Below are 26,840 nucleotides of genomic sequence, written 5' to 3'. Positions count from 1 at the left end.
AATAAGTCAAAGCGTGAATTGTCGAATGCACGGCATTATCCGCTGTCGCATGCTAAAGTGCAAGCCCTTGTCACCCTGAAACCTGCCAAAAAGGGACAGGTTTATTTTGGTCGGTTTTATCTGGGGAAATGTCGGCACTCGCCGGAAGGGGAGGGCCGGCGTATGGCACGCTGGAGCAAGTTGGATCTTCTGCGGCATACCCCGTGGACAAAAAATGGCAAATATGAGTACTGTTGCTAGCGTAGTATCATATCAACCTTACAAGATGATAGACACAACAGTAAATATGTTCATTAACGTTGGCACACAGAAGCCTGCTAACGGGCGTTTTGATTAATTTGAAGGCGTATAGAGGCCGCAAAGAGGTCGTTTGGGGCTGTTTTGGCTGTTACTGAAAAAGTAACAGTACTCATATTTGTCCTTTTTTGACCATGGGATCTGGAAGGCGCCGTCAATCAGGTCCCAGGGAAGGCGTTTCGAGGCTCGAAGGACATAAAACGGGGGCGCAGGCTGTCCTGCGCCCCCGTTCTCGGGCGTCATCCGTTCCCTGTGGCAGTATTTACGCCGCTTCGTCGAACTGCGAGTTGTACAGGTCGGCGTAGAAGCCGCCCTGGGCGAGTAGCTCGTCGTGCGTGCCCTTTTCGACGATGTCGCCGTCGCGAATTACCAAGATCACGTCGGCGTTGCGGATCGTGGACAGGCGGTGCGCGATAACAAAGCTGGTGCGGCCCTGCATCAGCGCGTCCATGGCGCGCTGGATGAGCTCCTCGGTGCGGGTGTCGACGTTGGAGGTCGCCTCGTCCAGAATGAGCGCCGGTCGGTCGGCCAAAATGGCGCGGGCGATGGTCACGAGCTGGCGTTGGCCCTGCGACAGGTTGGTACCTTCCTCATTGATCATAAAGTCGTACCCGCCGGCGAGCGTATGGATAAAGTGGTCGCAGCGTGCGGCGCGTGCGGCGGCCTCGACCTCGGCGTCAGTCGCATCGGGGCGTCCGTAGCGGATGTTTTCGCGGATGGTGCCGTTAAACAGCCAGGTATCCTGCAGTACCATGGCAAACTCGCCGCGCAGCGCCGCGCGATCCCAGTCGCGCACGTCGATGCCCTCAACGCGCAGCGAACCGCCGTCCACATCGTAGAAGCGCTGCAGCAGCTTGATGAGCGTGGTCTTGCCGGCGCCGGTGGGGCCGACGATGGCGATGGTCTGACCGGGCTGCGCCTCGCAGCTAAAGTCATGGATGATGGTCTTGTCGGGCGTGTAGCCAAACTTGACATGGTCAAACTCCACGTGGCCGGGGCGCTTCTCGGGAATCTGCGCGTCGGCCTTCTGCTCCTCCTCGGGCGCGGCCAGGAACTCAAAGACGCGCTCGGTGGCGGCGGCCATCGACTGCATCGTGTTGCTTACGTTGCCCAGCTGCTGCACCGGCTGCGTAAAGTTGCGAACGTACTGGATAAAGCTCTGGATGTCGCCGGGCGTGGCATTGCCGGTCAGCGCGAGTTGCGCGCCCACCACGACGACGCCCACGTAGCCCATGTTGCCCACCAAACTCATGAGCGGCATCATCAGGCCCGACAGGAACTGCGAGCGCCAGCCACTAATAAACAAGCGGTCGTTCTGACGGTCGAACTCCTCGATCGAGGCCTCGGCGCGGTCGAACACCTGAATGACGTTCTGGCCGGCAAAATCCTCTTCGATAATGCCGTTGACGGCGCCCAGAACCTGCTGCTGCTCGCGGAAGTACGGCTGCGAGAAGTGAATCATCACGGTCAGGATAATCGCGGCGGCCGGCAGCGTGAGCACGGTGACGCCGGTGAGCGGCAGGCTGATCGACAGCATCATGACGAGCACGCCGATAATCTGCGTCACCGACGTGATGAGCTGGGTCACGCTCTGGTTGAGCGACTGGCCGAGCGTATCGACGTCGTTGGTGATGCGACTGAGCACGTCGCCCTTGCTGTGTCCGTTAAAGTAGCTCATTGGCACGACGGCAATCTTGGCGGCGATCTCCTTGCGCATTCGGTAGCAGATCTTTTGCGTGACGCCGGTCATGAGCCAGCCCTGGATTAGACTGCAGATAGAGCTCGCCAGATACAGGCAGAGCAAAAAGCCGAGCGTCTTGGCGATCCAGGCAAAGTCGACATCGCCGGTGCCGTTGACCTTGGCAACCAAGCCCTCGAACAGTTTGGTGGTAACCTGGCCGAGCACCTTGGGCCCCACAATGTTAAAGATGACCGAGCACACGGCAAAGGCGACGGCGGTAAACACGGCAATCTTGTGCTGGCCGATATAGCCGAGCAGCTGCCTCATGGTGCCCTTAAAGTCCTTGGCCTTTTCGCCGCGACGCATGCCGCCCATGCGGCCCATGGGACCACGCTGGCGGGTGGGCTTGGGAATCTGAGTCTTGGTCTCGTCTGCCATTAGCGCTCGCCTCCTTCCGTGACGGCTGCAATTTCTTCTTGGGTAAGCCCCAGCTCCTCGGCGGAAAGCTGCGACTGTGCGATCTCCAGGTACGCCGGGCAGCTGCGCAGCAGCTCCTCGTGCGTGCCGGTGCCCACCACGTGGCCGTCGTCGAGCACGATGATCTGGTCGGCGTGCATGATGGTTGCGATGCGCTGGGCCACGACCACGAGCGCGGCGTCGGTAACGTTTTTGGCAAGCTCTTCGCGCAGGCGCGCGTCGGTCTTGTAGTCGAGGGCACTAAACGAGTCATCGAACACCACAACCTCGGGCTTTTTGGCCAATGCGCGGGCGATGGCCAAGCGCTGGCGCTGACCACCCGAGACATTGGAGCCACCCTGGCTGATGGGGGAGTCGTAGCCGCCCTCGCGCTCGGCGATAAAGTCCTTGGCCTGTGAGATGCATGCCGCCTTGTGCATGTCGTCATCACTTACCATGTCGCCGGCAAACTTGAGGTTGCTCTCGACGGTGCCCGAGAACAGGCGACCCTGCTGCGGAATATAACCGATACGGCGGCGCAGCTCGGAAAGGGTCATGTCGCGCACGTCGATGCCGTCGAGCGAAATGCTGCCGCCCGTGACATCGTACAGACGCGGAATCAGCTGCACGAGCGTGGACTTGCCCGAGCCCGTGGAGCCAATGATGCCGAGCATCTGACCGGCATGCGTGGTGAAGTTCACGCCGCTGATGACGTCGGCACGGGCATCGGGATACTGGAAGCTCACGTCGCGGAAGGTGAGCTCACCGCGCGGCGAGCTGGCCGCGGGCAGTTTGGGCGAGGCAGGGTCGTTGATGCTCGTGGGACAAGTGATGACCTCTTCCACGCGCTCGGCTGCGACCTCGGCACGGGGCAGGATGACCGAAACCATGGTGAGGATCATAAACGCCATGACGATCTGCATGGTATAGGAGATAAACGCCATCATGTTGCCGACCTGCATCACGCCGTCGGACACGCCCTGGGCGCCAAACCAGACGATAAGCACGGTGATGCAGTTCATGACCAGCATCATGAGCGGCATCATAAAGCTCATGGCGCGGTTGGTGTAGAGCTGCGTGGTCATCAGGTCGAGCGACGCCTTGTCAAAGCGCTCGAGCTCATGTTCCTCGCGGTTGAACGAGCGGATGGGCATAAGGCCGTCGAGCAGCTCGCGGGCGGTAAGGTTCACGCGGTCCACAAAGCTCTGCATCTTTTTGAACTTGGGCATGGTGAGGCCCATGAGCACGCCGACGACGGCCGAAACCGCGATGATGGCCACAGCGATGGTCCACTCCAGGCCGGTGTGGTTGGCCAGGACACGCATGACGGCGACGATGCCCATGACGGGGGCCATCAGGCACATGCGGATAAACAGGGTTGCGGCCATCTGGATCTGCTGAATGTCGTTGGTGCAGCGGGTGATGAGCGAGGCCTGGCTAAACTTGCCCACCTCGGCCGGCGAGAAGTGCATAACCTTGTTGAAGGTCTCGCGGCGCAGGTCGCGGGCGATGGAGCAGGCGGTGCGCGACGCCACGGCGCCGGTCAGGATGGTGGCGACGAGCGATACCAGGCACAGCCCAAACATCGTGGTCGCCATGCGGCTCAGGTAGGCGTTCTGCACGTCGGCGGGGTCGATGCCCTGTGCCTTGTACTCGTCCTGTACATAGCTCACGGCGCGCTGGGTGACGATGGAGCCTGACATGGAGCCCATTTTGTCTGCCATTTGGTTGGCGCCCTCGACGAGCTTGCTTTGGTCGATTAGGCCGCCTTCAACGCCCAGACGCAGGCTCTTTATGGTGATCTTACCGCCGTCGGCATCAATCTGCTTTTGCATGTTCTGCGCCGCTGCGGCCTTCTGCTGTATCTCGGCGAGCTGCTCGGGCGTCATCGCCGCCATCTGCTCGGGGGTGGGCATGGCCTGGGCGCCGCTGTTGTCTTTCTCACCGGACGTGCCCATCATGTCGTCCATGGAGCTGGCGTCAATGCCCTGGTTGAGCGAAAGGACGACAGTTTCGGGCAGGCTCATAATGTCGGCGAGCTTGCTGCCGTCGGCGCGCTCGTCCTCGGTGCCCTTGTACGTGCGAATCCCGTTTTTGTCTGCCTTGCCAAACGCAGCCTCTACCGTCTTGGCGTCCTTGGCGCTCATAAAGAGTTCGAGGTCGTCGAGCGATTCGGCGCGGATGGTGTCGGGCACGGGCGAGGCGATGCCGCCTTGCTGCACGCCCACGTCGACGATGTCGCTCATATAGGTAGGCAGTGCCAGATCGGCGTTGCAGCTGATTACGATAAGTACGATAGCTGCGAACAGTGCCAGGACATGCTTTTTAAAGAGCTTGAGAATCCTCACTTGGCATCTCTCCTTTCTTGATTGCGGTCGATAATTTCGTTGGCACGTCTAAGAAGGCGCACCATCTCTTGGGTATCTGTTTCGCCGAGCTGCTCGAGGAAAGCCGCGGTGCGGTCCTCGAATTCCCGGCGTTTGATTTCGAGATCCTGGAATCCCTTGTCGGTCACCGTGACGTGCACGCGACGACGGTCGGTCTTTGAGTGCTCGCGCTCGACCCAGCCCTTGGCTTCGAGGGCGCGTAAGATATTGGCGATGCGGGCGCTCGAGACCCAGGCGCGATCAGCGAGTTCGCTCGGCGTGAGCGAACCGCCGGCGAGTATGAGGGCGCGCATGACGGCCATCTCGCCGCCGAGGGCTTTGTCCGCAAAACGCGAAATGCCCTGATGCATGCTGCCGAACTCGGTAAGGAGCTGACGCCCAAGTTCACGGAAATCGGTATCTTCCACCGAAAACCCCTAACACTAGAAACTATTTTCGGTGAAAGATGATACCCCCGCTCAGCTGTCCCATTCGGTAGATTTTTGGGCATGCCTAGAAAACTACCTTTAGGCGAACCTCCGTATGTCGTCGGTACCAGCGAAGTTAGGGGTAGATTTCTAGGCATGTCCCAAAAAACTACTTGGCCGCTAGGCAATATAAAGAGCGCATAAAGAGTTAAAATAATTCAATAATTGTAGCGTTTCAAAGCATTATCATGCACGCGGTTAGGCGAGGGGTTGTCATCACCATGACGACTGGGACTCATTTATCGCCACGTGCGATGCTCCAACTTCCCGCAAGGAGACACCTGAATCAAGGGGGTTGGAGTCATGGCATTTGACTTCACGGGCAAAACCGCGATTGTTACCGGTGGCACTCAGGGCATTGGCCTCGAGATTGCCAAGGGTATCGTTGCGGGCGGCGGACACGTCGCGCTCATCGCAAGGAACGCTGCCAAGGGCGAGGCCGCTGTGGCCGAGCTTGGCGAGGGCAACAAGTTCTATCAGCTCGATGTTGCCGATGCGCCCAAGGCGCGCGAGACCGTCGAGCAGATTTTCACCGATCTGCCGCAAACCAACATCCTGATCAACTGCGCTGGCGTCATCAGCACCAAGAAGTTCGACGAGATCGATGACACCGAGTGGCGTCGCACCATCGACATCAACCTCAATGGTACCTTCACCATGATGAATGCCGTGTACCCGCACTTTAAGGCAGCGCATGCCGGCTCTATCGTCAACGTGAGCTCTGTTGCTGGCAAGATCGGCGGCGGCCTGCTCGGCACCGCGGCCTACGCGAGCTCCAAGGCCGGTGTTAACGGTCTAACCAAGGCTGTCGCCAAGGAAGGCGGCAAGTTTGGCGTCCGCTGCAACGCTGTATGCCCATCGCTCACCCTTACCGATATGACCTCGATTCTTTCTGACGAGAACTCTCAGCGCATCATCAACGGTATCCCTCTGGGCCGCGCCGCCCAGGCAAGCGAGCCCGCGCAGATGGTGCTGTTCTTCGCTTCCGACCTCGCCAGCTTCGTGAACGGCGAGATCGGTGACTGCGATGGTGGCATCGTCCTGGACGGGTAATACCCCGCGGTGATCGTTCGGCGACGGCTCCTGCGACTCGGGACCGTCGCCTTCTTTCTGGCACAGGAGCGTGCGGCCACGTGTCGCAAGCATCAAAAGGAGATATAAATGAGTGAATCGACTGCGGTGGAGGCGCCGGCGGCAAAAGAGCCGTTCTTTAAGATGTCCTCCATCCCGGGTGCCAATATCTTGGTGCCGCTTCTGTTGGGCTGCCTGCTCAACACGCTGTTCCCCGACCTGTTTAAAACGCTCGGCAGCTTTACGCTCGGCATGACCCAGCAGGGCGCAGGCCCGCTTGTTGGCGCCTTTTTGCTCATCGTCGGTACGACGATTTCGTTTAAGAGCGCTCCTGCCGCCGCTGCCCGCGGCGCCATTATCATTGCCGTCAAGCAAATCGTAGTCGTTGCCGTGTCGCTGCTCATCCTTTATGTGTTCAACGACAACCTGTTTGGCATCTCTGCCATGGTGATGCTGGCCGCTTGCACGGGTGCCAACAACGCTATGTACGCTGGACTGATGGGCACCATGGGCAACGAGGCCGAGCGTGGCGCTGTCGCCATCACCACGCTCGTTGTCGGCCCTCCGGTCACGATGATTGTGCTCGGCGCCGCCGGTCAGGCTCCGATTGGCTGGTCGCTCGTGGGCGCCATCCTGCCGATCGTCGTCGGCATTATCCTGGGCAACTTGTTCCCCAGCTTTAAGAAGATGATGGCTCCGGCACTTTCCGCCATCATTGTGCTCGTCTTCTTTGCCATGGGCTCGACCATGACCTTTGGCCAGCTCATTAATGGCGGTCTTCCCGGTATTCTGCTCGGCGTGATCTGCTCGGTGGTCTTTGCAATTCCCGTCATCGCGGTCGATAAGCTCACGGGCGGTACGGGTGTCGCAGGTGCGGCCATTTCGAGCTGCGCCGGAGCCAATGTGGCCACGCCTGCTGCCATGGCAAGCGTCAACGAGGCCATGTACGGCGGCGCCGTGCTCGCGACGGCTACGGCACAGGTTGCAGCATGCGCTATCGTGACGGCCATTTTGACCCCGCTCGTTACCAGCTGGTGCCACAAGCATTTTGAGGGCCAGCAGAGCAACGGCAAGGCAACGACCGACAAGGCCTCCGCAGCCGCCTAATGTCAAGCGGCAATTAAAGCTAAATAACTAGCCATGCCACAGGGCGGCCCCGGGGGAAATCCCGTGGCCGCCCTGCAGTTTCTGTGGGATCTCTGGGGCACTTTACCCTGCTAAAACTGGCATAACAGCTAGAGTGAATGTCGTACAAAGGCAAGGAAAAATACCAAACAAATCGGTGAACGGTAGTTGTTCGCGCTCGCATTTCCTGCGGATTTGTTAAAAACGCACTAATGGTATAAAAAAAGAAACATATAACAGACCTGATGAAGGGGGTGGCTATGTTATCCTTCTCAAACGGGTGAAATCTTGGGTTTTGGGTTGCAGTTCCAAGGTGGACAAACGTTTTTCCCTGTACCAACGTGTGGTGAAGAACGGAAGAAGCCGGTAGTGCAAGCCGATAATTCAAGAATTCAATAAGCAGCGGTGTGAGAGAGCGCCGCATTACACGTAACTAGGAGCGTGGTTACACAATGCAGGAGGCATGGGAAGGCTTCAAGGAAGGCATCTGGACGGGAGAGGTTGACGTCCGAGACTTCATCCAGAAGAACTACACCCCCTACGAGGGCGACGAGTCATTCCTCGCCGGCCCGACCGAGCGTACCAAGGAGCTGTGGGGCGAGGTTCTCGACCTGCTGCTCAAGGAGCGCGAGCAGGGCGGCGTCCTCGATATGGACACCAAGACCGTCACGGGCATCGTGAGCCACCCCGCTGGCTACATCGATAACGCCCACCGCGAGAAGGAGACCATTGTAGGCCTCCAGACCGACAAGCCGCTCAAGCGCGCGCTGCACGTCAACGGTGGTATCCGCATCGCTTGCCAGGCTGCCAGCCAGCACGGCTACAAGGTCGACGAGAACGTTGTCGAGCGCTACACCTTCGAGCGCAAGACCCACAACGCCGGCGTCTTCGATGTCTACACCCCCGAGATGCGCGCCTGCCGCTCGGCCCACATCATCACCGGTCTGCCCGATGGCTATGGCCGCGGTCGCATCATCGGCGACTACCGTCGTGTCGCCCTTTACGGTGTTGACTACCTGATCAAGGACAAGGAGGCCCAGAAGGCTTCCACCCCGACGGTCATGACCGCCGACAACATCCGCGATCGTGAGGAGCTGCAGGAGCAGATTCGCGCCCTCGGCGAGCTCAAGATGATGGCCGAGACCTATGGTTTCGATATTTCCAACCCTGCTACCAACACGCAGGAGGCCATCCAGTGGATGTACTTCGCCTACCTCGCTGCCGTTAAGGAGCAGAACGGCGCCGCTATGTCCATCGGCCGTACCTCCACGTTCATCGACATCTACGCTGAGCGCGACCTTGCCAACGGTACCTTCACCGAGGAGCAGATCCAGGAGTTCGTGGATCACTTCATCATGAAGCTCCGCATGGTCAAGTTTGCCCGTACCCCCGAGTACCAGGCCCTGTTCACCGGCGATCCGCAGTGGGTCACCGAGTCCATCGGCGGCATGGGCGTTGACGGGCGCACGCTCGTTACCAAGATGAGCTACCGCTACCTGCACACACTCGAGAACATGGGCACCAGCCCCGAGCCCAACATGACCGTTCTGTGGTCGACCCGTCTGCCCGAGAACTTCAAGAAGTTCTGCGCCAAGACTTCTGTCGCCAGCTCCTCGATCCAGTACGAGAACGACGACCTCATGCGCGTTTACCACGGCGATGACTACGGCATCGCCTGCTGCGTGTCCTCCATGCGCATCGGCAAGGAGATGCAGTTCTTCGGCGCCCGTGCCAACCTGGCCAAGTGCCTGCTGTATGCACTCAACGGCGGTGTTGACGAGGTCTCCAAGAAGCAGGTCGGCCCCAAGTATCGCGCCGTCGAGGGCGATACGCTCGATTACGACGATGTTGTGGCCAAGTACAACGACATGATGAAGTGGCTCGCTGGCGTGTACGTCAACTCGCTGAACATCATTCACTACATGCACGATAAGTATTGCTACGAGCGCATCCAGATGGCTCTGCACGACAAGCACGTGCATCGCTGGTTCGCTACGGGCATCGCTGGCCTTTCCGTCGTGGCCGACTCCCTGTCCGCCATCAAGTACGCCAAGGTCCACCCCGTCCGTGACGAGAACGGCATCATCGTCGACTTCGAGACCGAGGGCGAGTTCCCCAAGTACGGTAACGACGACGACCGCGTCGACCAGATCGCTCACGACGTTGTGCACCAGTTCATGGAGTACATCCGCATGAACGACACCTACCGCAACTCCGTGCCCACGACCTCGGTTCTGACTATCACCTCCAACGTCGTGTACGGTAAGAAGACCGGCTCCACGCCCGACGGCCGCAAGGCTGGCCAGCCGTTCGCCCCGGGTGCTAACCCCATGCACAAGCGCGATAGCCACGGCGCCATCGCTTCGCTGTCTTCGGTTTCCAAGCTCCCGTTCCGCGATGCTCAGGACGGCATCTCCAACACCTTCTCCATCATCCCGAGTGCGCTCGGCAAGGAGGACCAGGTGTTCTTTGGCGATATCGACCTTGATCAGTTGGGCGAGTAACTATTGTTAGTGCTATACTAACAATAACGATTACTGATTAGCGCGCCGGTTTCGGCCGGCGCCTATCAATCGAAGGAGACACATTATGAAGGTTTCTGAAGTTTCCGAGACTCAGGCCGATAACCTGGTCCACATGCTCGACGCTTACGCCGAGAAGGGTGGCCACCACCTGAACATCAACGTCTTCAACCGTGAGACGCTGCTCGATGCTCAGGCTCACCCCGAGAAGTACCCGCAGCTGACCATCCGCGTTTCCGGCTATGCCGTGAACTTCCACACGCTCACCAAGGAGCAGCAGGACGAGGTCATTTCGCGTACCTTCCACGACAAGTTCTAAAGGGATTTAACTCCCGCAGGATCGCCGGGCCGCTTTGGGTTACTTTCCAAAACGTCCTCGGACATGCAAAGAGGCTCCGCTGCGCGCTTCGCGCTGCGGAGCCTCTTTGCGTCCTGCGGAATGTTTTGGAAAGTAACCCAAAGCGGCCCGGCGGGGGTCCTGTGTAGTCACCCTTTAGGCGGAACTCTCCTAATTATTTGGATGAGTCGTTTACTTACTTGTGCTGTTACCGTCTTCCCGCTGTTGTTGGGGTATGCTTTGTTCGTATGTAAACGTATGACATGTTGATGGGGGAGGGTGCTATGGCTCGCGAGGGTGCTCGTTCTAAGGATACGGCTAAGCCTGGCATCAAGGAAGTTGCAGCGGTGGCGGGGGTTTCGCCTACTACGGTATCTCGCGTGCTTAATAATCGCGGCTATATTAGCCAAGAAACCCGCGATAAGGTCCATGCCGCGATGGAGCGCATCAATTACACGCCCAACGATATCGCCCGTGCCATGCTCAACGGTCGCCTGAACCTTATCGGCATGATCGTTCCCTTTGTGAGCAGTCCGTTCCATGCTCAGGTTGTGCAGGCGGTCGAGCGCACGTTGGCGGAAAACGGCTTTAAGATGTTGCTGTGCAACAGCGCCAATCGACCCGATCTTGAGCGTTCCTATATTGACATGCTCCGCCGCAATATGGTCGATGGCGTCATCGTCAACTCCCTCAATATCGGTGCTGAGGCATATGCCGAGATGGGCTTGAGCCTGGTTGGTATCGACTGCGACCTTGGCGAGGCCTCTGTTCAGATTGCGAGCGACAGCTATAGCATCGGCGAACTTGCCACGCGTCGCCTGATCGATGACGGATGTTCACGCATCCTGTGCCTGCGCAGCAATAGCCGCATGCGCATGCCTGCCAATAAGCGTACCGATGCCTACCTCGATGTTGTTGAGCAGGCCGGTTTGCCCGCGCTTGTCCGTGAGGTTGAGTTCGTTAAGCCCGACGACGAAAAGGGCGCGGTCGTTGCGAAGATCCTCGATGAGAACCCCGATATTGACGGCATCTTTGCGGGAGACGATACGATGGCTGCCATCTGTCTCAACGTGATGAAGCAGCGCGGCTTGAGCGCTCCAGATGACATTAAGGTCGTGGGTGCGGATGGTGCCCGCCGCACTATGACGTTTATGCCTGACTTAACAACCGTACGTCAAGATATCGATCGCATCGGAGAGCTCGCGGCGCAATCCATCATCGCTCTTATTAACGGCGATAATCCCGAATCGAATATCAAGCTCCCCGTTGAACTCATTGAGGGCAAAACCGCGTAGTTCATCCCGTGCCAAAAGAATTCCTCAAACGCCTCTGATGACCGTTCGCCGGCATATGTCAACCGTTTACCGACGACTGGAACTGCGAAAAGACGTATTGGTATGAAAACGTTTGACATATAAAAACGATTGACATATCTTGCCATTGTACCGAGTTAGTATGTCGTGGAAAGGAAGTCTCGGATGCACAAGGTGTATTACCAGCCTGAGGGAATTTGGGTAGGCGACATCATGCCGTACGGCGAGGACGGCACGTTCTATCTCTATCATCAGCGTGACACGCGTAACCCCGAACCTTTCGGAGAGCCGTTTGGCTGGGCACTCGCTACGACCAAGGATTTCGTCAACTACAAGGACTTTGGCGAGAGCCTTGAGCGCGGCGGCGACGAGGAAGTCGACCAGTACATTTATGCCGGCACGGTGTTTAAGGTGGGCGACAAGTACCATGCGCTCTACACTGGTTGCAATCGCGATAAGGTCCGCGCACGTTTGATGAAGCAGGTTCTTCTTCACGCAACGAGCGACGACGCCGTCAAGTGGGAGAAGAACATCGCCGAGACGCTGCTTCCGCCCCAGGAGGGTTACGATGACCGCAACTGGCGCGATCCCTTTGTGCTTTGGGATGAGGAGAACGAAGAGTACATGCTCATCCTCGGCACGCGTGTGGGCGAGGACAAGCGTCTGATGACCGGCCGCCTGGTCAAGTTCACCTCCAAGGATCTGACCAACTGGGAGTTCCAGGGCGACTGGTGGAACCCGGGCCTGTACACCATGTTTGAGATGCCTGATCTCTTTAAGATGGGCGACTGGTGGTACCTCGTCTTTTCCGAGTACAGCGACGGCAACAAGACCCGTTACCGCATGTCCAAGTCCATCAACGGTCCTTGGATTACCCCCGCTGACGACTCCTTCGACGGCCGCGCGTACTACGCCGCTCGCACCGCATTCGATGGCGAGCGTCGCGTTCTCTTTGGTTGGGTTCCTACGCGTGACGAGGGCGGCGACCCCAGCTCTTACCTATGGGGTGGCACCTTTATGCCCCTCGAGATCGTTCAGCGTGCCGACGGAACGCTCGGCACCAAGCTCCCCGACAGCATGCTTGGCGCCTTTGGCGAGGCTAAGGCAGTCGAGACCTTTGAGCTTTCCTGCGAGTCGGGCAAGGTCGAGCAGGTGCTCGCCGCAGATGCCGGCTCCACCTACTTGCTCGATGCCGACATTGAGCTCGGCGGTAACGCTGCCGGCTTCTCGGTCAAGTTCGCCGAGGACGCCGAGACCGGTCTTGCCTATGAGTTCCGCGCCAACCTGCGCGAGGGCAAGCTCGAGTTCACGCCGGCTCCCCAGTACCCGTGGTTCCAGGTCAACAACATGGGCCTCGAGCGTCCGTTGTTCTTTAAGGGCGAGGGCACTCACCATGTGCGTCTGGTCGTCGACGACGACATCGCGACCATCTTTGTCGATGACGTTGCGCTCAACGCTCGCTTCTGCAACAAGCAGGGCCAGGGTGTGGCGCTTACCGTCACCGACGGTGCGCTCAAGTGCGCAAACGCAACGATCGCGTCTCTGTAGCGGCAACGAACCGTTTTATGATTTAGAAAAGGAATGGAGAGGAACATGGACTACAAGGCAGTGTCCCAGCAAGTCGTCGACAACGTCGGCGGACTGGAGAACATCGAGGGCGCCACGCATTGCGTGACCCGTCTGCGTCTGGTGCTCAAGGATACGAGCAAATACAACAAGGCCGAGCTCGAGAACATCGATGGCGTCAAGGGCGTGCTGTACAACAGCGGCCAGCTCATGATCATCTTCGGTACCGGTACCGTCAACAAGGTTTACGATGAGTTTATGGCTCTGACGGGCGTTAAGGAGATCAGCGCTTCCGAGGTCAAGGGCGCCGAGGCGGACAAGAAGGGCAAGTTCTTCTCGGTCCTCAAGGTATTCTCGGACATCTTTATCCCCATCATTCCCGCCTTCGTCGGCGCTGCAATCATCATCGGCCTTAAGTCGCTGATCGTTGCCAACGGCCTCTTTGGCATGGAGGGCAGCCTCGCCGATCACAGCGAGTTCCTCAAGAACCTCGCAAGCTTCTTTGCCATTATCGCCACCACGTTCGACTACCTGCCTGTCCTGGTTATGTACAGCGCAGTCAAGCGTTTTGGCGGTAACCCGATCCTGGGCATCCTCGTCGGTATCGTCATGGTTCACCCGAGCCTTATGAACCGCAACACGTTCGTTATGGACCCGACGGGTGCTGAGTACTGGAACTTTGGTCCGCTCTCCATTCCCATGGTTGCTTTCCAGGGCGGCGTGTTCCCTGCAATTCTGACCGCCTGGTTTATGGCCAAGGTCGAAAAGATTGCCCAGAAGTACATCCCCGAGGTCGTTTCGTTCGTCTTTGTCCCGACCGTTACCCTGATTCTTGCTAACGTCGCCCTGTTCACCGTGTTCGGCCCGCTCGGTAACCTGATCGGTGACGTCCTCGCCGGCGTAATCGATATCCTGTACAACAGGATGGGCGTCTTTGGTGCCTTTGTCTTCGCCGCGTTCCTGCAGCCGCTCGTCGTTACCGGTACGCATCAGTTCATCCAGGGTATCGAGGCAAACCTTGTTGCCACGACTGGCTTCAACTACATCCAGGCCATCTGGTCGGTTTCCATCATCGCCCAGGGCGGCGGCGCCATCGGTATGTACCTCATTCACAAGAAGCACTCCAAAGAGCGCAACATCTGCATGTCGTCCTTTATCCCGACGCTGGTCGGAATCTCCGAGCCCGCTATCTTTGCTGCAAACATGCGCTATTCGATCATTCCGTTCATCTGCGCATGCATCGGTGCAGGCTGCGGCGGTGCCTTCGTCAAGCTCTTTGAGGTGCGCGCTATCGGTCAGGGTCTGACCGGCGTGCTTGGCCTGCTCATCGTCACGCCCGAGACCCTCGTGTGGTATGTGGCTGGCAATCTCATCGCCTTTATCGTGCCAATCGTCTTGATCTTTGCCTACAACAAGGCAAAGGGCGTGCCGACCACCGATGAAGAGGGCGCTGGCGCTGGCTTCGACGTTAGCTTCTAGTTGAGCCGTTCAGTGTAATCTGAGGATAAGTCCATTTGAGGAAGGGCGTTCGACTCGTGTGAGTCGAGCGTCCTTCCCCATAGACGAGAAAGTCAACGGCGATGTTTAATCAAAAAAATAAGGTGACACGCGCGGACTATGAGCAGTGGCGTGCCGGACAGGATGAGACGGCGGGTCGCATCGCGTCCGACCCCGATAGGCTCCTGTTCCATGTGGAGCCTGAGCTTGGCTGGCTCAACGACCCCAACGGTTTGGTTCAGATTGGTGATACGTATCACATCTATCATCAATACGATCCGTTCGATGCTGCGCATGGCGGTCCAGTGCTTTGGAACCATCTGACGACAAAGGATTTTGTGACGTACGAGAATCGCGGCCCCGCGCTGTTCCCCGATTCCGATTTGGATTCGAACGGAGCGTATTCTGGTTCTGCCTTTGTACGTGATGGCAAGATTCACTACTTCTATACCGGCAACGTCAAGCATTTTGATCGCGATGATTACGACTACGTGTTGACGGGTCGTGAGCAAAACCAGATTCATATGGTTGCGGAGAACCCCGACGAATTGGGCGAGAAGCGCATAGCTGTTGGACCGGTCGATTACCCCGACGATATCGGTACGCACGTGCGCGACCCCAAGATCCTTGAGCACGATGGTATCTACTACATGGTTCTGGGCGCTCGTACGAAAGACGACCGTGGCTGCGTGCTTGTCTATACCTCGCGCAATCTTGAGGACTGGAGCTATGCGACGCGCATTGAGTTGGGCGAGAAGTTTGGCTTTATGTGGGAGTGCCCCGATCTGTTTGAGCTCGATGGCGGGCTTGTTCTCGTTTGCTGTCCGCAGGGTGTGCCTGCCGATGGTTGGCGTTACCGCAATCCGCATCAGTGCGTGTGGTTCCCCATCGAGGCCGATTGGGAGGCGCCGAGCTTTAAAATCGTCGGGCAGGGCATGCCCCCGATGGTCGATGCCGGTTTTGATTTCTATGCTCCGCAGTCCTTTGAGGATGCTGCAGGCCGGCGATTGATGATCGGATGGTCGGGTTGCCCCGATGCGACGGCGGAAAACCCGACGGTGGCGCGCGGGTGGCAGTGCGCGTTGACGGTGCCGCGAGAGCTGAGCATGCGCGATGGTAAGCTCTGCCAGCAGCCGGCGCACGAGATTGAGAGGATGCGCGGCGGCTGCGTTCGTGCTGTAGGCGGAGAGACCGTCGAGGAGCCGGGCCGCCTGTTTGATCTTGTGGTTTCCTGTGAGGGCGCCAAGATGGTCGAGCTCGAAATCCGCAAGGGTGTCTTTGTGCGTTATGCGGAGGGGATGCTTACCCTCGATATGGGTAATGAAGGCTATGGGCGAGACCGGAGGTCGATTGAGCTCAGCGAGCTTCGCGACCTGCGCGTGCTTTCGGACACTACGATGGTCGAGATTTTTGCCAACGGCGGCGAGGCAGCACTTACGAGCCGTACCTATTCGCCGGCGGTTTCGGCGATGGGGTTGCATGCCGAGGGTGCGGCGTCGATGGATTTCTACCGCCTCGCGCATTAACCGTGCGTGGAGCACGATTGGACTTGCCGGGCGGAATGTGTCGCAGTTGCCGCAGCGAACTACCGTTTATCGTGTATAGCTACCGTTTGCGGAGTAAGTAACACATTGTTGCAAACCGTGTAGAATCCTAAATAAGCACGGAGTTTTCCAGGGAGACGCTGTCCTTTGTTGTGTGCAAAGGGCGGCGTCTCTTTGGCGCTTGGACGCCGTTGTGCAACAGTGTGCCGGGCGTGTGTCATGTAGTGAAAAGCTAACGTCGAGATGGGTCGTGATGATAATGGGCAAGTACGTAATCGTGGTTGAGTCTGGTTCGGATGTGACGCCGGAGCTCTGCGAGCGCTACGGCATCGTGCGCGTGCCTATGCATGTCACGATTGGTGACGAGACCGTCGAGGACGGCTCGATCGATCCGCTCGAGATTTACTCGCGCTGCAACGAGTTTGGCGTAATGCCCAAGACCAGCGGCTGTGCGACTGCGGATTTTGCTCACGTGTACGACCGCATTCACGCCGAGCAGCCCGACGCGACCATTCTGCATCTCGCGTATTCCGAAGCCACGACCTGTTCGCATCAGTCCTCGAAGATTGCGGCCCAGGGGCGCGACTACGTGTTCTCCATGGACACGCGCTTTGTCTCGGTGGGACAGTCGCTTGTTGTCGTCGAGACTGCCAAGTATATCGAAGCCCATCCGGATGCCACCGTCGACGAGATCTTTGCCTTCACCAATTCGGTGATGGACCGCGTGCTGTTGGGCTTTGTCCCCACCGATCTCGCCTTCCTTAAGGCCGGCGGTCGTTTGTCCAACGTGGCATTCCTCGGTGCCCATCTGCTCAAGATTAAGCCCTGCATTGAGGTAACGGACGGCAAGTTCGTGGCGACCAAGAAGCTCCGCGGCTCTATGCTCAAGTGCGCCCGTGCCTTTATCGACCACATGGTTGCGAAGGGCGATATTGATTACTCGCACATTGGTTTGGCGTATTCAGTAGGTCTTTCCGAGGAGCTGCGCGAGGATATGGAAGTCTATGCGCACGACCTGGGCTTTAAGGACGTTACCTGGACTCAGGTCGGCGGCGTCATCTCGAGCCACTGCGGCCCGACTGCCTTTGGTGCGGTGCTTACGCTTAAGGCGTAAGGCCTGGCGTCTATCGATATCTATTGCCTCGGCGGCGGGCGGGTTGCGATAACCTTTCCGCCGCTCTTGCGTGGGGCCAAATAGGACAACCCAATTGACCGCCAAACCGTTTCACCATCATGCGTATGGGCTAGAATGGCTCTGGCATTTTAATTGGCAAAACCAAAGGAGAGGCAAGGTAGCGCGAATGGCTGAAATGACGCTTGAGGGAGTGGACGCTCGTCCCGAGGACTCTGCGTTTGCCCTGGGCCGCGTGCATTCAATCGAGACGATGGGTACTGTCGACGGACCCGGCATCCGCTTTGTGGTGTTTGTCCAGGGCTGCCCCATGCGTTGTGCGTATTGTCACAATCCCGATACCTGGTCGGTTAAAGGCGGCACCATGGTGACCGTCGAGCACCTGATGGACGAGTTCCAGAGTAACCATGAGTTTTACCGCAGCGGCGGAATTACGGTTTCGGGTGGCGAGCCGCTTCTGCAGCCCGAGTTTTTGGCCGACCTGTTCCGTGCAATGCACACCAACCCCGATGGCCGCGTGCATACCTGCCTTGACAGCTGCGGATATGCGTTTGACCCCAACCACCCCGAGAAGTTCGATGCTGTGCTCAACGAGACCGATATGGTGCTGCTCGACATTAAGCATGCCGATCCCGTCGAGCATAAAAAGCTGACCGGTTGCGATCCCACACGAATCCTGGCGTTTGGCGATGAGCTGGCGCGTCGCAAGATTAAGGTTGTTATTCGCCACGTGGTGGTGCCGGGTATCACCGATACGGTGGAGGAATGCGAGGCGCTCGGTCGTCTAATCGCCCCGTGGCACAACGTGGTCGGCCTGGAAATGCTGCCGTATCACACGATGGGTGTCGTCAAGTACGAGCAACTGGGCATTCCCTATAAGCTCGAGGGCGTGCCTCAGATGGATACCGCGCGCATGCCCGAGCTTCGCAACGCCGTCATGACGGGCATGAAAAAGCGCCGCGCGGAACTCAAAAACGCCATCGGCTAGCGAGCCATTTTCGCCTCCAAGGGCACTCATTGGGGACAGACTTAAATGAGTGCCCCTGGGCACCAAGTTGATTGCTAAAGAGCCCTGTCAAGTTGCGGTGGAATAGTTCTTGTTTTTAGGCCCATGTCGCCCAAACAGGAACTATTTCACCGCAAGTGCGATTTGGGTAGAGATGCGCAACAGAATCGCGCCATTTGGATAAATACGCTTGTGGTTTCTTTAAAGACGCCTTAAACGCCGCTGAATATCTTTGGAAAGAAATGCCTGCTCGGTATTATGCTGCTCGTATATAAAACGGTAGCAGCCAGGAGACCACGTGCGAAACAACGCATCGCGGGACGAGTATGTGCCGCAGCATAGCAGCAGATATGAGGCGAAGGGCACGTCTTCGCGTGGCCTTGCCGACGCTCGCATCCGCGTGACGAAGATTGCCGCCATTGGGATGCTAACGTTGGCGGTTATTATCCTCGGAATTACCGCCAAAACCTATGCGTCGGAGCGAATGGCACACTCAGATGCGTCAACGGTACAGACGCAAAACAAAAAGGTCTCTGAATCTAAAGCCACCGCAAGCCAAACCCTGTCGACAGCGAGCCTCAAGACGAGGCTTTCGAAGGCGGACTTTAACGATATTCCCTCAGGCAATACCGTGCAGACCTTCTCACTGGTTGATGACCAGATCCCCGTCCTGGAGGATGAGAGCCTTGCCTTGCTCCAGGATGCCCTGAGTCGGGCGCAAGAGCTGGGCGATGTGGGTGTGGTGTTCTACGACCTGTCAAGCGGCAAGGGTGTGACGTATAACGCCGATGTCGAGGTTTACGGTGCGAGTAGCTACAAGGCGCTCTATGCGTTGTACATCTGCGAATCTCTGGTCGAGACGGGTCAGGTTTCACTCGATGATTCCCTTGGCACCTATGGTGGCTACAACATGGGTTGGCAGACGGTGCGCGACCTGATCGATGCCGCGGTCGTTAATTCGGACAACGATTCGTTTATTGCGTTACGCGTGACGTTTGACCGTGTCGGTTACGAGGATTGGATTGCAAGTCTTGGCATCGATTACGATACCGCACTCGATCCGATGAGTGATTTTCCCACCTATTGCCCGCGCACCTCGGCCAAGTTGTGGCGCGAGATGAGCGAGTATTTGAGCCGTGATAGCGAGACGTCGCAATGGCTGTCGGGCCTTTTGGCCTCTACGACCCGGTCCTTTATCCGCGACGGCATTGCGGACGACCAAGCCTTGGTGCGCAACAAGGCAGGCTGGATTAGCGAGGATGGTTGCTATTCGACATGCGATGCGGGCCTTATCGACATCGATGACCGTACCTATGTCATGAGCGTCATGACATCGATGCCGTGGAGCGACCGCTCGAGTGAGCTGGTGACTGCGATTGCAAAGGCTCTGTTTGATGCTCGAGCTGTGCTGGCCTAGCGTGTTCGTTTGACGAGGTCAAACAAAATGCTGGTACCATACCGTGGTTGAGAATTTCGTATAGGTTTGGGGAATGGAATGGCTACCATCGCGATTATCGGTGCGCTCGAAAAAGAGATCATGCAGATTAAGGAAGAGTTGGGTAACGTTTGCATGGTACAGGAGGCGGGCTTGAACGTTGTGACCGGCGAGCTCGACGGCCTGTCGATTGTCGCCACGACGGCGGGTATGGGCACGGTAAACGCTGCCGCCGCAACACAGCACCTCATTAGCAAGTATGCTCCACAGGCAGTTGTGTTTTCTGGTATCGCAGGTGGCCTGAATCCCAAGCTCCATATCGACGATGTCGTCATTGGCAAATGCCTGCGCTATTTAGATACCGATGCCGCGCTTATCGCCGAGTCTGCACCGGGGCTCGAGGAGTTTGTCTCGACGCCCGCGCTGGTCGATATTGCCGCCGATGTGCTTGCTGAGCGTGGCTTTGTCGACGCTTCGACAAATGCAGCCGCCTCGAACGGGGGCGCAAAGCAGTTTCTGGTCGGCACGATTGCCACGGGCAACCGTTTTGTGACGGGTGCCGCCATGCGCAACGACGCTATCGAGGCGACGCATGCCGATTGTGTCGGCATGGAGGGCGCGGCGATTGCCCATGTCGCAACTAAAAATGGTGTCGATTGCCTGGTGCTGCGCGCTATCAGCGATAATTGTGACGAGGCGTACGATGCGATTTGCGACCGCGAGTTCGACCTGTTCGAGTATGCCCGTACCGCGAGCGGCATTACGCTCGATATCGTTCGCCGTATCGCTGCTATCTACTAGCGCGCTCTTTTGTAAGAACCTACGACCAAGGAGTGTCCATGGCCGATTCCATTAACTACCAGCTTGCCAAGTTCGTCGCCAGCTACGGCAAGGTTTCGCAGATCCCCGAGTCCACCTGCCCCGAGGTGAGCTTCGTCGGCCGCTCCAACGTGGGCAAGTCATCGATCATGAACAAGCTTTTTGGCCGCAAGAACCTCGTCAAGGTTTCGAGTACGCCGGGTAAGACGAGCAATATCAATTTCTTCGAGGCCGACGACGTGCACTTTGTGGACCTGCCGGGTTACGGTTTCGCCCGTCGCTCCAAAGCTGAGCGCGATCGCTGGGCCGAGCTCATTGGCGATTTCTTCGACTCCGAGCGCAGCTTTAACCTGGTTGTGTCGCTGGTGGACATTCGCCATGATCCCAGTAAGCTCGACCATGACATGATCGACTACCTGCAGGGCAACGAGTTCAACTTTATCGTCTGCCTCACCAAGGCCGACAAGCTCAGCCGCACCCAGCAGGCCCGCCAGGCAGCAGCCATCAAAAAGCAGCTCAACGTCCCGGCCGAAAACGTAATCATCACAAGCTCCCAAACCGGCACCGGCATCGACGAACTCAAGCGCCGCATTGCCGAGGCCTGCCTCTAATAAGTGCCCCAATCTAGCAAGAGCCCCTATCAATAAAAAGCCATAATTTCAGCCCGGCGCCCCTTCAAAGCGTGGGTCCCTGTAGACATCGCTAGCCACGTTGCCATAGGGCCACCCAAGGGCATCCCCTTAAAAACATTCCGCAGCACGAGGCCCGCTTATCTGCAGCTCCGAAGGAGCAGGATAAGTGGGCCTCAAGTGCGAGGACGTTTTTAGGGGGATGCCCCTGGGTGGCCCGGACAGACCGATCGGCGATGTCTACAGGTACTCGATTTGAGCGCCCTCGGTGTCGCACGTCAGAATGTGCGTGTCACACTTGGGGAACTGCTCACGCAGCTTGACCTGCAGGAACTTTGCCACGATGGTGTCGTCGGTCACGGCCATAAGGGTCGAGCCCGAACCGCTGATCCAGATGGTCTTGGCGCCGCCGTTAAGGCAGGTGTCGCGCACGGCGTTGTAGTCGGGAATCAGACGGCGACGATAGGGTTCCTGGATGCGGTCGTCATTGGCAGCGGCAATCAGGTCAAGGTCGCCGGTCTCCAGGCCGCGCGTCATGCCGGCGATGCGGCCCATTTGCCATACGGCGGTGGAGAGTGGAATCTCCTGCGGCACAACCTTGCGCGCCTCGCTCGTATGCACCTCGTAGGGCGGAATCACGGTAATAAAACGCAAGCGATCGCTTACCTCGTAGCGCAGGCACTGGGGGAGCGAATCGGTCGGCGTAAAGGAGCAGACGGCGCCGCCCAGGATAGCGGGGGCGACGTTATCGGGATGGCCCTCGACCTCGGTGGCGATGCGGACGAGCTCGGCGCGGTCGACGGTGTGGCCTGTCAGTGCGGCGGCGGCCATAATGCCGGCGACAACGCAGGTGGAGCTGGAGCCCAGGCCGCGAGCGACGGGAACGTCAGTCTGAACGTCGATGGCGACGGGGAAGGCCGGCTCGCCCCATGCGGCAAGCGCATCGACAAAGCTCACGTAGACCAGGTTGTTCTCGTTTTGGAATTCCTCGGGGCAGCCCGTGATGGTGAGCTTGTCGGCGCGCTCGAAGGTGAAGTGCGAGTAAAGGCTGACGGCCATGCCGAGGGTGTCGTAGCCGATGCCTAGGTTGGCGCTTGTTGCTGGGACGGTGATCTTGATCATGTGAGTCCTCCTGGCGTGCCTGGCTGTTTAGTTCGCTGCTCGGGCAGTCCTGCGCAAGACGGAAAGCACATTAAGTGCTTTCCTTTGCGTGCGGAACTCGCGACGAACTAAACAGCCAGGCACGCTGTGCACGTTCGTCATCATCCCGGGGGTTATCTGATAAAAGAAGGTGCGCCGGCTTTCGCCGGCGCTTAATTAGGGGTTTAGTTGGTAGCCATCTTTTTTGCTGCGGACTCGACGTAGTTGGCCATGTCGGCTACGTCGCAGACGTCTTCGAAGCGGACGGGTTTGGATTCGAGCTCGGCGAGCTGGGTCGGGGCGACGGTGTTGGTGGCCTGCTCGAGTACACGCATAGCCTCAAAATCATCCTCGGGAACGTCGAGGCCCAGGGCGTCGCAGCAGGCGCGCGGGAACTTGTAAGGGCTGGCGGTCGAAAGCAGCACGCGGGCCTTGGCGCCCTCGGTGGGGGCGACCTGCTCAAAGACGTGATAGCCGCAAGCGGTGTGCGGGTCGATCACGTAGCCGTTCGCGTCCCAGCAGCTCTTGATGGCAGCGCGGACCTCGTCCTCGCTGGCCCAACCGCAGCCAAAGACGCTCTGAATCTTTGCCAGCAGGTCGGCGGGAACTTCATAGCGACCAGTCTGTGCCAGCTGCTCCATAAGGCCGGCAACGAGTTCGCAGTCGCCATCGGACAGGAAGTACAACATGCGCTCCAGGTTAGAGCTGATGAGGATGTCCATCGACGGCGAGATGGTCGTGAAGAACGGACGGTTGCGGTCGTAGACGCCGGTGGTCAGGAAGTCAGCAAGAACGTTGTTCTTGTCGCTCGCGACGATGAGCTTGGCGACGGGCAGACCCATGCGCTTGGCGTAGTAGCCGGCCAGGATATCGCCAAAGTTACCGGTCGGTACGCAGAACTCCACGGCGTCGCCGGCCTCGATGGCGCCGGCGCGCAGCAGCTGCGCATAGGCGGCAAAGTAGTAGACGACCTGCGGTACCAAGCGGCCGACGTTGATGGAGTTGGCGCTCGAAAGCACCGTGCCGGCGGTCTCCAGACGCTCGGCAAGCTCCTTATCGGCAAAGATGCGCTTGACGGCACTCTGGGCATCGTCGAAGTTGCCGCGGATGCCGCAGACGGCGACGTTATCGCCCTCCTGAGTGGACATCTGCAGATTCTGCACGCGGCTGACTTTGCCCTCGGGATAAAAGACGGTGATGCCCGTGCCCGGGGCGTCGGCAAAGCCGGCGAGTGCTGCCTTGCCCGTGTCGCCCGACGTGGCGGTGACGATCATGATGCGCTCGGCGCCGCCGTCCTTGGCGGAGGTGCGGGCCATGAGGCGGGGGAGCATCTGCAGGGCGACGTCCTTAAAGGCACTCGTGGGGCCGCCAAAGAGCTCCATCACATAGGTTTGAGGGACGTCGGTGCCCGGTGCGGCATCGAGTTTGACGAGCGGTGTGACCTCATCATTCGCAAACGTACCGCGGTAAGCCTCATTCACGCAGGCCGAAATTTCTTCGTCCGTGTAATCGTTCAGTAACATTCCCAACACATTTTGAGCGATTTCAAAGTACGATTTATCGGTAAGCGAGCTGATATCGACCTGCTGGGTGCCAAGCTCGTCCGAGACAAACAAACCCCCGTCGGGAGCGATGCCGGTGCGGATTGCCACCTTACTTGAGCATGATAAAGTGCGTCCTCGTGTACTATGATAAGTTCCCATATAACAGTGCTCCTCGGATACCTTGGTCCCAATCGGTGAACTCATGGTATCAGAGCGCGCAAAACAGGTTTGCAGAGGCTTTTAGAAAGGTAACCTCCAGCCCATGATAAAAATTGCCAAGTTTGGCGGCTCGTCGGTCGCCGACGCCGAACACTTCAAGAAGATCAAGGCCATCGTCGATGCCGACCCGGCCCGCCGTTTTGTGGTGGTTTCCGCCTGCGGTCGCCGCTTTAAGGGCGATACCAAGGTGACCGACCTGCTCTACCTGGTTAACGCTCACGTTAAGTATCACGTGTCGTGTGAGGAGCTGCTCGAGGACATTGGCCAGCGCTATTTTGATATCGCTGACGAGCTGGAGCTCACCTATCCCATCCGCGAGGAGTTCGCAGCCTTTGCCGAACGCGCCCGCTCGGGCGGCTACTCCACCGAGGAGCTTGTGAGCCGCGGCGAGTACTTCACCGCTCGTCTGATGTCCGAGTACCTGGGCCTGCCGTTCCTGGACGCCGCGACGGTTGTGGCGTTCCATCATGACGGTACGCTCAGCATGAACCGCACCTCCGAGCTGGTGCAGGAGTACGGCCAGCAGGGCGGCTTTGTTATGCCCGGTTTCTACGGCGCGACGCGTGAGGGCCAGATTAAGCTGCTCGATCGTGGCGGCGGCGATATCTCGGGCTCGATCTTGGCCAAGTGCCTGGGCGCCGACCTGTACGAGAACTGGACCGACGTCTCGGGTTTCTATTCTGCCGATCCGCGTATTGTTCCGGAGGCTCAGCCCATTGCGCGCGTTACCTACGAGGAGCTGCGCGAGCTTTCGTACATGGGCGCAAGCGTCCTGCACGAGGAGGCCGTGTTCCCCGTGCGCGAGGCGGGTATTCCGCTGGTCATTAAGAACACCAATGCGCCGCAGGACCCCGGCACCATCATTAGCGAGACGGCTGATGAGGGCGAGGCGGAGCCCATCATTACCGGTGTGACCGGCAAGCGCGGCTTTGTCGCCATCAACGTGGCCCGCGACCGCACCAAGCCGCGCGTCGGCTTTATGCGCCGCGCGCTTTCGGTCTTCGAGCGCTATGACGTTTCCGTCGAGCATATGCCCACCGGCGTCGACCGCTTTGGCGCCGTGGTGCAGGAGCAGGATGTGCACGATTCGCTGTACTCACTCGTGGGCGACATTCAGCAGGAGGTCGAGCCGCTCGAGATCGAGGTTGTCGAGGGCTTGGCGCTCATCGCGACCGTCGGCCGTAACCTGCGCGGCCGCGCAGGTATCTCGGGCCACCTGTTTGGCATGCTTGGTCAGGCCGGCGTGAGCGTGCGTATGATTTCGCAGAGCTGCGACGAGATCAACATCATTATCGGTGTCGAGGAGAAGGACTTCGACCTGGCGATTCAGACCATTTACCGTGCCTTCTCCGACGAAAACGGCATTGTGAAGGTCTCCGACCTGGAAGCTCCCGCGCCGGCCGATCCCGCCCTGGCTTCGCTCCACAAGTAGCTGCTATCCCGGTGGATTTTTGGGACAAGTGCCAAAAATCTAGCGCGGGGCGTTTCGTTTCGGTTTCGTTTCGACGGGGCGGGTTTCGTGCCCGCCCCGTTCTTGTATACACTGGCAACAACAATCGGCCTGCTCGGCGTGCGGGCAAAAGCCAAAACCTTTAAAGGGGGAAGCATGAAACAGTACACGGTTGCTATTTTGGGCGCGACGGGAGCCGTGGGCACCCAGATGCTCGAGTGCCTCAACGAGCAGGAGTTTCCGGTTGGCAAGCTCAAGCTGCTGGCGAGCGCGCGCTCTGCGGGCAAGACCGTTGAGTTCCGCGGCGAGCAGGTTGCGATTGAGGAAGCTTGCCCCGAGGCCTTTGAGGGCTGCGACATCGTGCTCGGCGCTGCCGGCGACGATATTGCCAAGGAGCTGCTGCCCGAGGCCGTCAAGCGCGGCGCCGTCGTGGTCGACAACAGTCACGCCTTCCGCATGGATCCCGAAGTGCCGCTGGTTGTGCCTGAGATCAATGCCGACGACATCAAGTGGCATCACGGCCTGATCGCCAATCCCAACTGCGCGACCATCATCGGCCTGGTTCCCACGTGGCCGCTGCATCAGCTCGCCGGCGTGAAGCGCATGATTGTCTCGACGTATCAGGCGGCTTCGGGCGCTGGCGCTCCCGGTATGGCCGAGCTTGAGGCTCAGCTGGCCGCCCTGGGCCGCGGCGAGGAGATTCCCGAGCCGCGCGCATTTGCCGCCCAGCTGGCGAGCAACCTGATTCCGCAGATTGGCGGCGTCAAGGAGGAGGGCTTTACCTCCGAGGAAATGAAGCTGCAGAACGAGGGCCGCAAGATCATGCATCTGCCCGAACTGCGCGTGAACTGCACCTGCGTGCGCGTGCCCGTGCTGCGTTCGCACTCCGAGAGCATTACGCTCGAGTTTGAGCGCGACATTACGGTTGACGAGGCCCGTGTTGCGCTGGCTGCCGCTCCCGGCGTCAAGCTGGTTGACGATATGGCTGCCGAGGATGCGCACGATCGCTTCCCCATGCCGATGGACACCTCTGACCAGGACCTGATTTGGGTCGGCCGTGTGCGTCGCGACATCTCGAACCCCGAGGCAGCGCGTGGCATCACCTTCTGGTGCTGCGGCGACCAAATCCGTAAGGGCGCGGCAACCAACGCCGTCCAGATCGCTAAGCTGCTCTGCGAGTAGCGGTGGACCTGTCCGGCGGGG

Annotated in this window: 20 protein-coding genes; 15 read left to right on the top strand and 5 right to left on the bottom strand. The window is 58.7% G+C overall.

The features are described from left to right. Nucleotides 1-559: 559 nt before the first annotated feature. From ACEG18_RS07790 to ACEG18_RS07780, 3 genes are read right to left on the bottom strand one after another with little or no spacing between them, the layout of a single operon-like run. The gene (locus tag ACEG18_RS07790) at nucleotides 560-2,416 is read right to left on the bottom strand and encodes an ABC transporter ATP-binding protein (RefSeq protein ID WP_372542164.1); all 1,857 of its coding nucleotides are present in this window, start codon (nucleotides 2,414-2,416) and stop codon (nucleotides 560-562) included. Beyond that, nucleotides 2,416-4,782: an ABC transporter ATP-binding protein gene (locus ACEG18_RS07785; protein ID WP_217108185.1), complete on the bottom strand. Its 2,367-nt coding sequence runs from the start codon at nucleotides 4,780-4,782 to the stop codon at nucleotides 2,416-2,418. Before ACEG18_RS07785 ends, ACEG18_RS07790 begins: the two co-directional genes overlap by 1 nt. Next, on the bottom strand, nucleotides 4,779-5,228 hold the full coding sequence (locus tag ACEG18_RS07780; protein ID WP_372542162.1) for a MarR family winged helix-turn-helix transcriptional regulator: 450 nt from the start codon (nucleotides 5,226-5,228) through the stop codon (nucleotides 4,779-4,781). Before ACEG18_RS07780 ends, ACEG18_RS07785 begins: the two co-directional genes overlap by 4 nt. Before the next feature lie 363 nt (nucleotides 5,229-5,591). On the opposite strand from ACEG18_RS07780, the gene ACEG18_RS07775 reads away from it, so the two are divergent. From ACEG18_RS07775 to yihA, 13 genes are all read left to right on the top strand, one after another. After that, the gene (locus tag ACEG18_RS07775; RefSeq protein WP_117654951.1) at nucleotides 5,592-6,341 is read left to right on the top strand and encodes an SDR family NAD(P)-dependent oxidoreductase; all 750 of its coding nucleotides are present in this window, start codon (nucleotides 5,592-5,594) and stop codon (nucleotides 6,339-6,341) included. Nucleotides 6,342-6,449: 108 nt separating this feature from the next. Beyond that, nucleotides 6,450-7,466: a 2-keto-3-deoxygluconate permease gene (locus tag ACEG18_RS07770; RefSeq protein ID WP_372542161.1), complete on the top strand. Its 1,017-nt coding sequence runs from the start codon at nucleotides 6,450-6,452 to the stop codon at nucleotides 7,464-7,466. Between the two features lie 470 nt (nucleotides 7,467-7,936). Next, a complete protein-coding gene (gene pflB, locus ACEG18_RS07765) occupies nucleotides 7,937-9,988 on the top strand; it encodes a formate C-acetyltransferase (RefSeq protein ID WP_055310750.1) in 2,052 nt (683 codons plus the stop codon). An 85-nt stretch (nucleotides 9,989-10,073) separates the two neighbouring features. Beyond that, the gene (gene grcA3, locus ACEG18_RS07760) at nucleotides 10,074-10,325 is read left to right on the top strand and encodes an autonomous glycyl radical cofactor GrcA3 (protein WP_117583521.1); all 252 of its coding nucleotides are present in this window, start codon (nucleotides 10,074-10,076) and stop codon (nucleotides 10,323-10,325) included. Nucleotides 10,326-10,627: 302 nt separating this feature from the next. After that, nucleotides 10,628-11,638: a LacI family DNA-binding transcriptional regulator gene (locus tag ACEG18_RS07755; protein WP_372542159.1), complete on the top strand. Its 1,011-nt coding sequence runs from the start codon at nucleotides 10,628-10,630 to the stop codon at nucleotides 11,636-11,638. Between the two features lie 183 nt (nucleotides 11,639-11,821). Beyond that, nucleotides 11,822-13,204 (top strand): family 43 glycosylhydrolase, encoded by a 1,383-nt coding sequence (locus ACEG18_RS07750; protein WP_035137642.1) that lies wholly within the window; start codon nucleotides 11,822-11,824, stop codon nucleotides 13,202-13,204. 45 nt (nucleotides 13,205-13,249) lie between these two features. Further along, nucleotides 13,250-14,701, top strand: coding sequence for a PTS transporter subunit EIIC (locus ACEG18_RS07745; protein ID WP_052044095.1), 1,452 nt, complete (start codon nucleotides 13,250-13,252; stop codon nucleotides 14,699-14,701). 101 nt (nucleotides 14,702-14,802) lie between these two features. Beyond that, nucleotides 14,803-16,245: a glycoside hydrolase family 32 protein gene (locus tag ACEG18_RS07740; protein ID WP_372542158.1), complete on the top strand. Its 1,443-nt coding sequence runs from the start codon at nucleotides 14,803-14,805 to the stop codon at nucleotides 16,243-16,245. 277 nt (nucleotides 16,246-16,522) lie between these two features. After that, complete coding sequence (locus ACEG18_RS07735; protein WP_372542157.1) at nucleotides 16,523-17,377, top strand: DegV family protein; 855 nt, start codon at nucleotides 16,523-16,525, stop codon at nucleotides 17,375-17,377. Nucleotides 17,378-17,564: 187 nt separating this feature from the next. Next, a complete protein-coding gene (pflA, locus tag ACEG18_RS07730; protein ID WP_372542156.1) occupies nucleotides 17,565-18,383 on the top strand; it encodes a pyruvate formate-lyase-activating protein in 819 nt (272 codons plus the stop codon). Nucleotides 18,384-18,699: 316 nt separating this feature from the next. After that, nucleotides 18,700-19,818 (top strand): serine hydrolase, encoded by a 1,119-nt coding sequence (locus tag ACEG18_RS07725; RefSeq protein ID WP_372542154.1) that lies wholly within the window; start codon nucleotides 18,700-18,702, stop codon nucleotides 19,816-19,818. A 78-nt stretch (nucleotides 19,819-19,896) separates the two neighbouring features. Further along, the gene (gene mtnN, locus ACEG18_RS07720) at nucleotides 19,897-20,637 is read left to right on the top strand and encodes a 5'-methylthioadenosine/S-adenosylhomocysteine nucleosidase (protein WP_372542153.1); all 741 of its coding nucleotides are present in this window, start codon (nucleotides 19,897-19,899) and stop codon (nucleotides 20,635-20,637) included. A gap of 38 nt (nucleotides 20,638-20,675) precedes the next feature. Continuing rightward, nucleotides 20,676-21,266: a ribosome biogenesis GTP-binding protein YihA/YsxC gene (gene yihA, locus ACEG18_RS07715; protein ID WP_055252447.1), complete on the top strand. Its 591-nt coding sequence runs from the start codon at nucleotides 20,676-20,678 to the stop codon at nucleotides 21,264-21,266. Nucleotides 21,267-21,524: 258 nt separating this feature from the next. Here the strand turns inward: yihA and thrB are convergent, their stop codons facing one another. Beyond that, nucleotides 21,525-22,406, bottom strand: coding sequence for a homoserine kinase (thrB, locus tag ACEG18_RS07710; RefSeq protein WP_372542151.1), 882 nt, complete (start codon nucleotides 22,404-22,406; stop codon nucleotides 21,525-21,527). A 203-nt stretch (nucleotides 22,407-22,609) separates the two neighbouring features. After that, nucleotides 22,610-24,127 carry a threonine synthase gene (gene thrC, locus ACEG18_RS07705; protein ID WP_372542150.1) on the bottom strand — a complete coding sequence of 506 codons (1,518 nt, stop codon included), beginning with the start codon at nucleotides 24,125-24,127 and terminating at the stop codon, nucleotides 22,610-22,612. Nucleotides 24,128-24,230: 103 nt separating this feature from the next. Here thrC and ACEG18_RS07700 point away from each other — a divergent pair, with 103 nt between their 5' ends. Both ACEG18_RS07700 and ACEG18_RS07695 read left to right on the top strand, forming a co-directional pair. Then, complete coding sequence (locus ACEG18_RS07700) at nucleotides 24,231-25,619, top strand: aspartate kinase (protein ID WP_226802621.1); 1,389 nt, start codon at nucleotides 24,231-24,233, stop codon at nucleotides 25,617-25,619. 174 nt (nucleotides 25,620-25,793) lie between these two features. Further along, a complete protein-coding gene (locus ACEG18_RS07695) occupies nucleotides 25,794-26,819 on the top strand; it encodes an aspartate-semialdehyde dehydrogenase (RefSeq protein WP_372542148.1) in 1,026 nt (341 codons plus the stop codon). Nucleotides 26,820-26,840 lie beyond the last annotated feature (21 nt).

Source organism: Collinsella aerofaciens (assembly GCF_041537385.1).
GTDB lineage: Bacteria > Actinomycetota > Coriobacteriia > Coriobacteriales > Coriobacteriaceae > Collinsella > Collinsella aerofaciens_BV.
Note: the sequence above shows the minus strand (reverse complement) of the source record. Positions and strands in the feature narration are given on the sequence as shown.

Coding starts and splice junctions, on each gene's coding strand:
- ACEG18_RS07750 (WP_035137642.1), top strand. CDS start 11,822: ATGCACAAGGTGTATTACCAGCCTGAGGGAATTTGGGTAGGCGACATC.
- mtnN (WP_372542153.1), top strand. CDS start 19,897: ATGGCTACCATCGCGATTATCGGTGCGCTCGAAAAAGAGATCATGCAG.
- pflB (WP_055310750.1), top strand. CDS start 7,937: ATGCAGGAGGCATGGGAAGGCTTCAAGGAAGGCATCTGGACGGGAGAG.
- ACEG18_RS07770 (WP_372542161.1), top strand. CDS start 6,450: ATGAGTGAATCGACTGCGGTGGAGGCGCCGGCGGCAAAAGAGCCGTTC.
- pflA (WP_372542156.1), top strand. CDS start 17,565: ATGGCTGAAATGACGCTTGAGGGAGTGGACGCTCGTCCCGAGGACTCT.
- grcA3 (WP_117583521.1), top strand. CDS start 10,074: ATGAAGGTTTCTGAAGTTTCCGAGACTCAGGCCGATAACCTGGTCCAC.
- thrB (WP_372542151.1), bottom strand. CDS start 22,406: ATGATCAAGATCACCGTCCCAGCAACAAGCGCCAACCTAGGCATCGGC.
- ACEG18_RS07790 (WP_372542164.1), bottom strand. CDS start 2,416: ATGGCAGACGAGACCAAGACTCAGATTCCCAAGCCCACCCGCCAGCGT.
- ACEG18_RS07695 (WP_372542148.1), top strand. CDS start 25,794: ATGAAACAGTACACGGTTGCTATTTTGGGCGCGACGGGAGCCGTGGGC.
- thrC (WP_372542150.1), bottom strand. CDS start 24,127: ATGGGAACTTATCATAGTACACGAGGACGCACTTTATCATGCTCAAGT.
- ACEG18_RS07755 (WP_372542159.1), top strand. CDS start 10,628: ATGGCTCGCGAGGGTGCTCGTTCTAAGGATACGGCTAAGCCTGGCATC.
- ACEG18_RS07775 (WP_117654951.1), top strand. CDS start 5,592: ATGGCATTTGACTTCACGGGCAAAACCGCGATTGTTACCGGTGGCACT.
- ACEG18_RS07700 (WP_226802621.1), top strand. CDS start 24,231: ATGATAAAAATTGCCAAGTTTGGCGGCTCGTCGGTCGCCGACGCCGAA.
- ACEG18_RS07735 (WP_372542157.1), top strand. CDS start 16,523: ATGGGCAAGTACGTAATCGTGGTTGAGTCTGGTTCGGATGTGACGCCG.
- yihA (WP_055252447.1), top strand. CDS start 20,676: ATGGCCGATTCCATTAACTACCAGCTTGCCAAGTTCGTCGCCAGCTAC.
- ACEG18_RS07745 (WP_052044095.1), top strand. CDS start 13,250: ATGGACTACAAGGCAGTGTCCCAGCAAGTCGTCGACAACGTCGGCGGA.
- ACEG18_RS07740 (WP_372542158.1), top strand. CDS start 14,803: ATGTTTAATCAAAAAAATAAGGTGACACGCGCGGACTATGAGCAGTGG.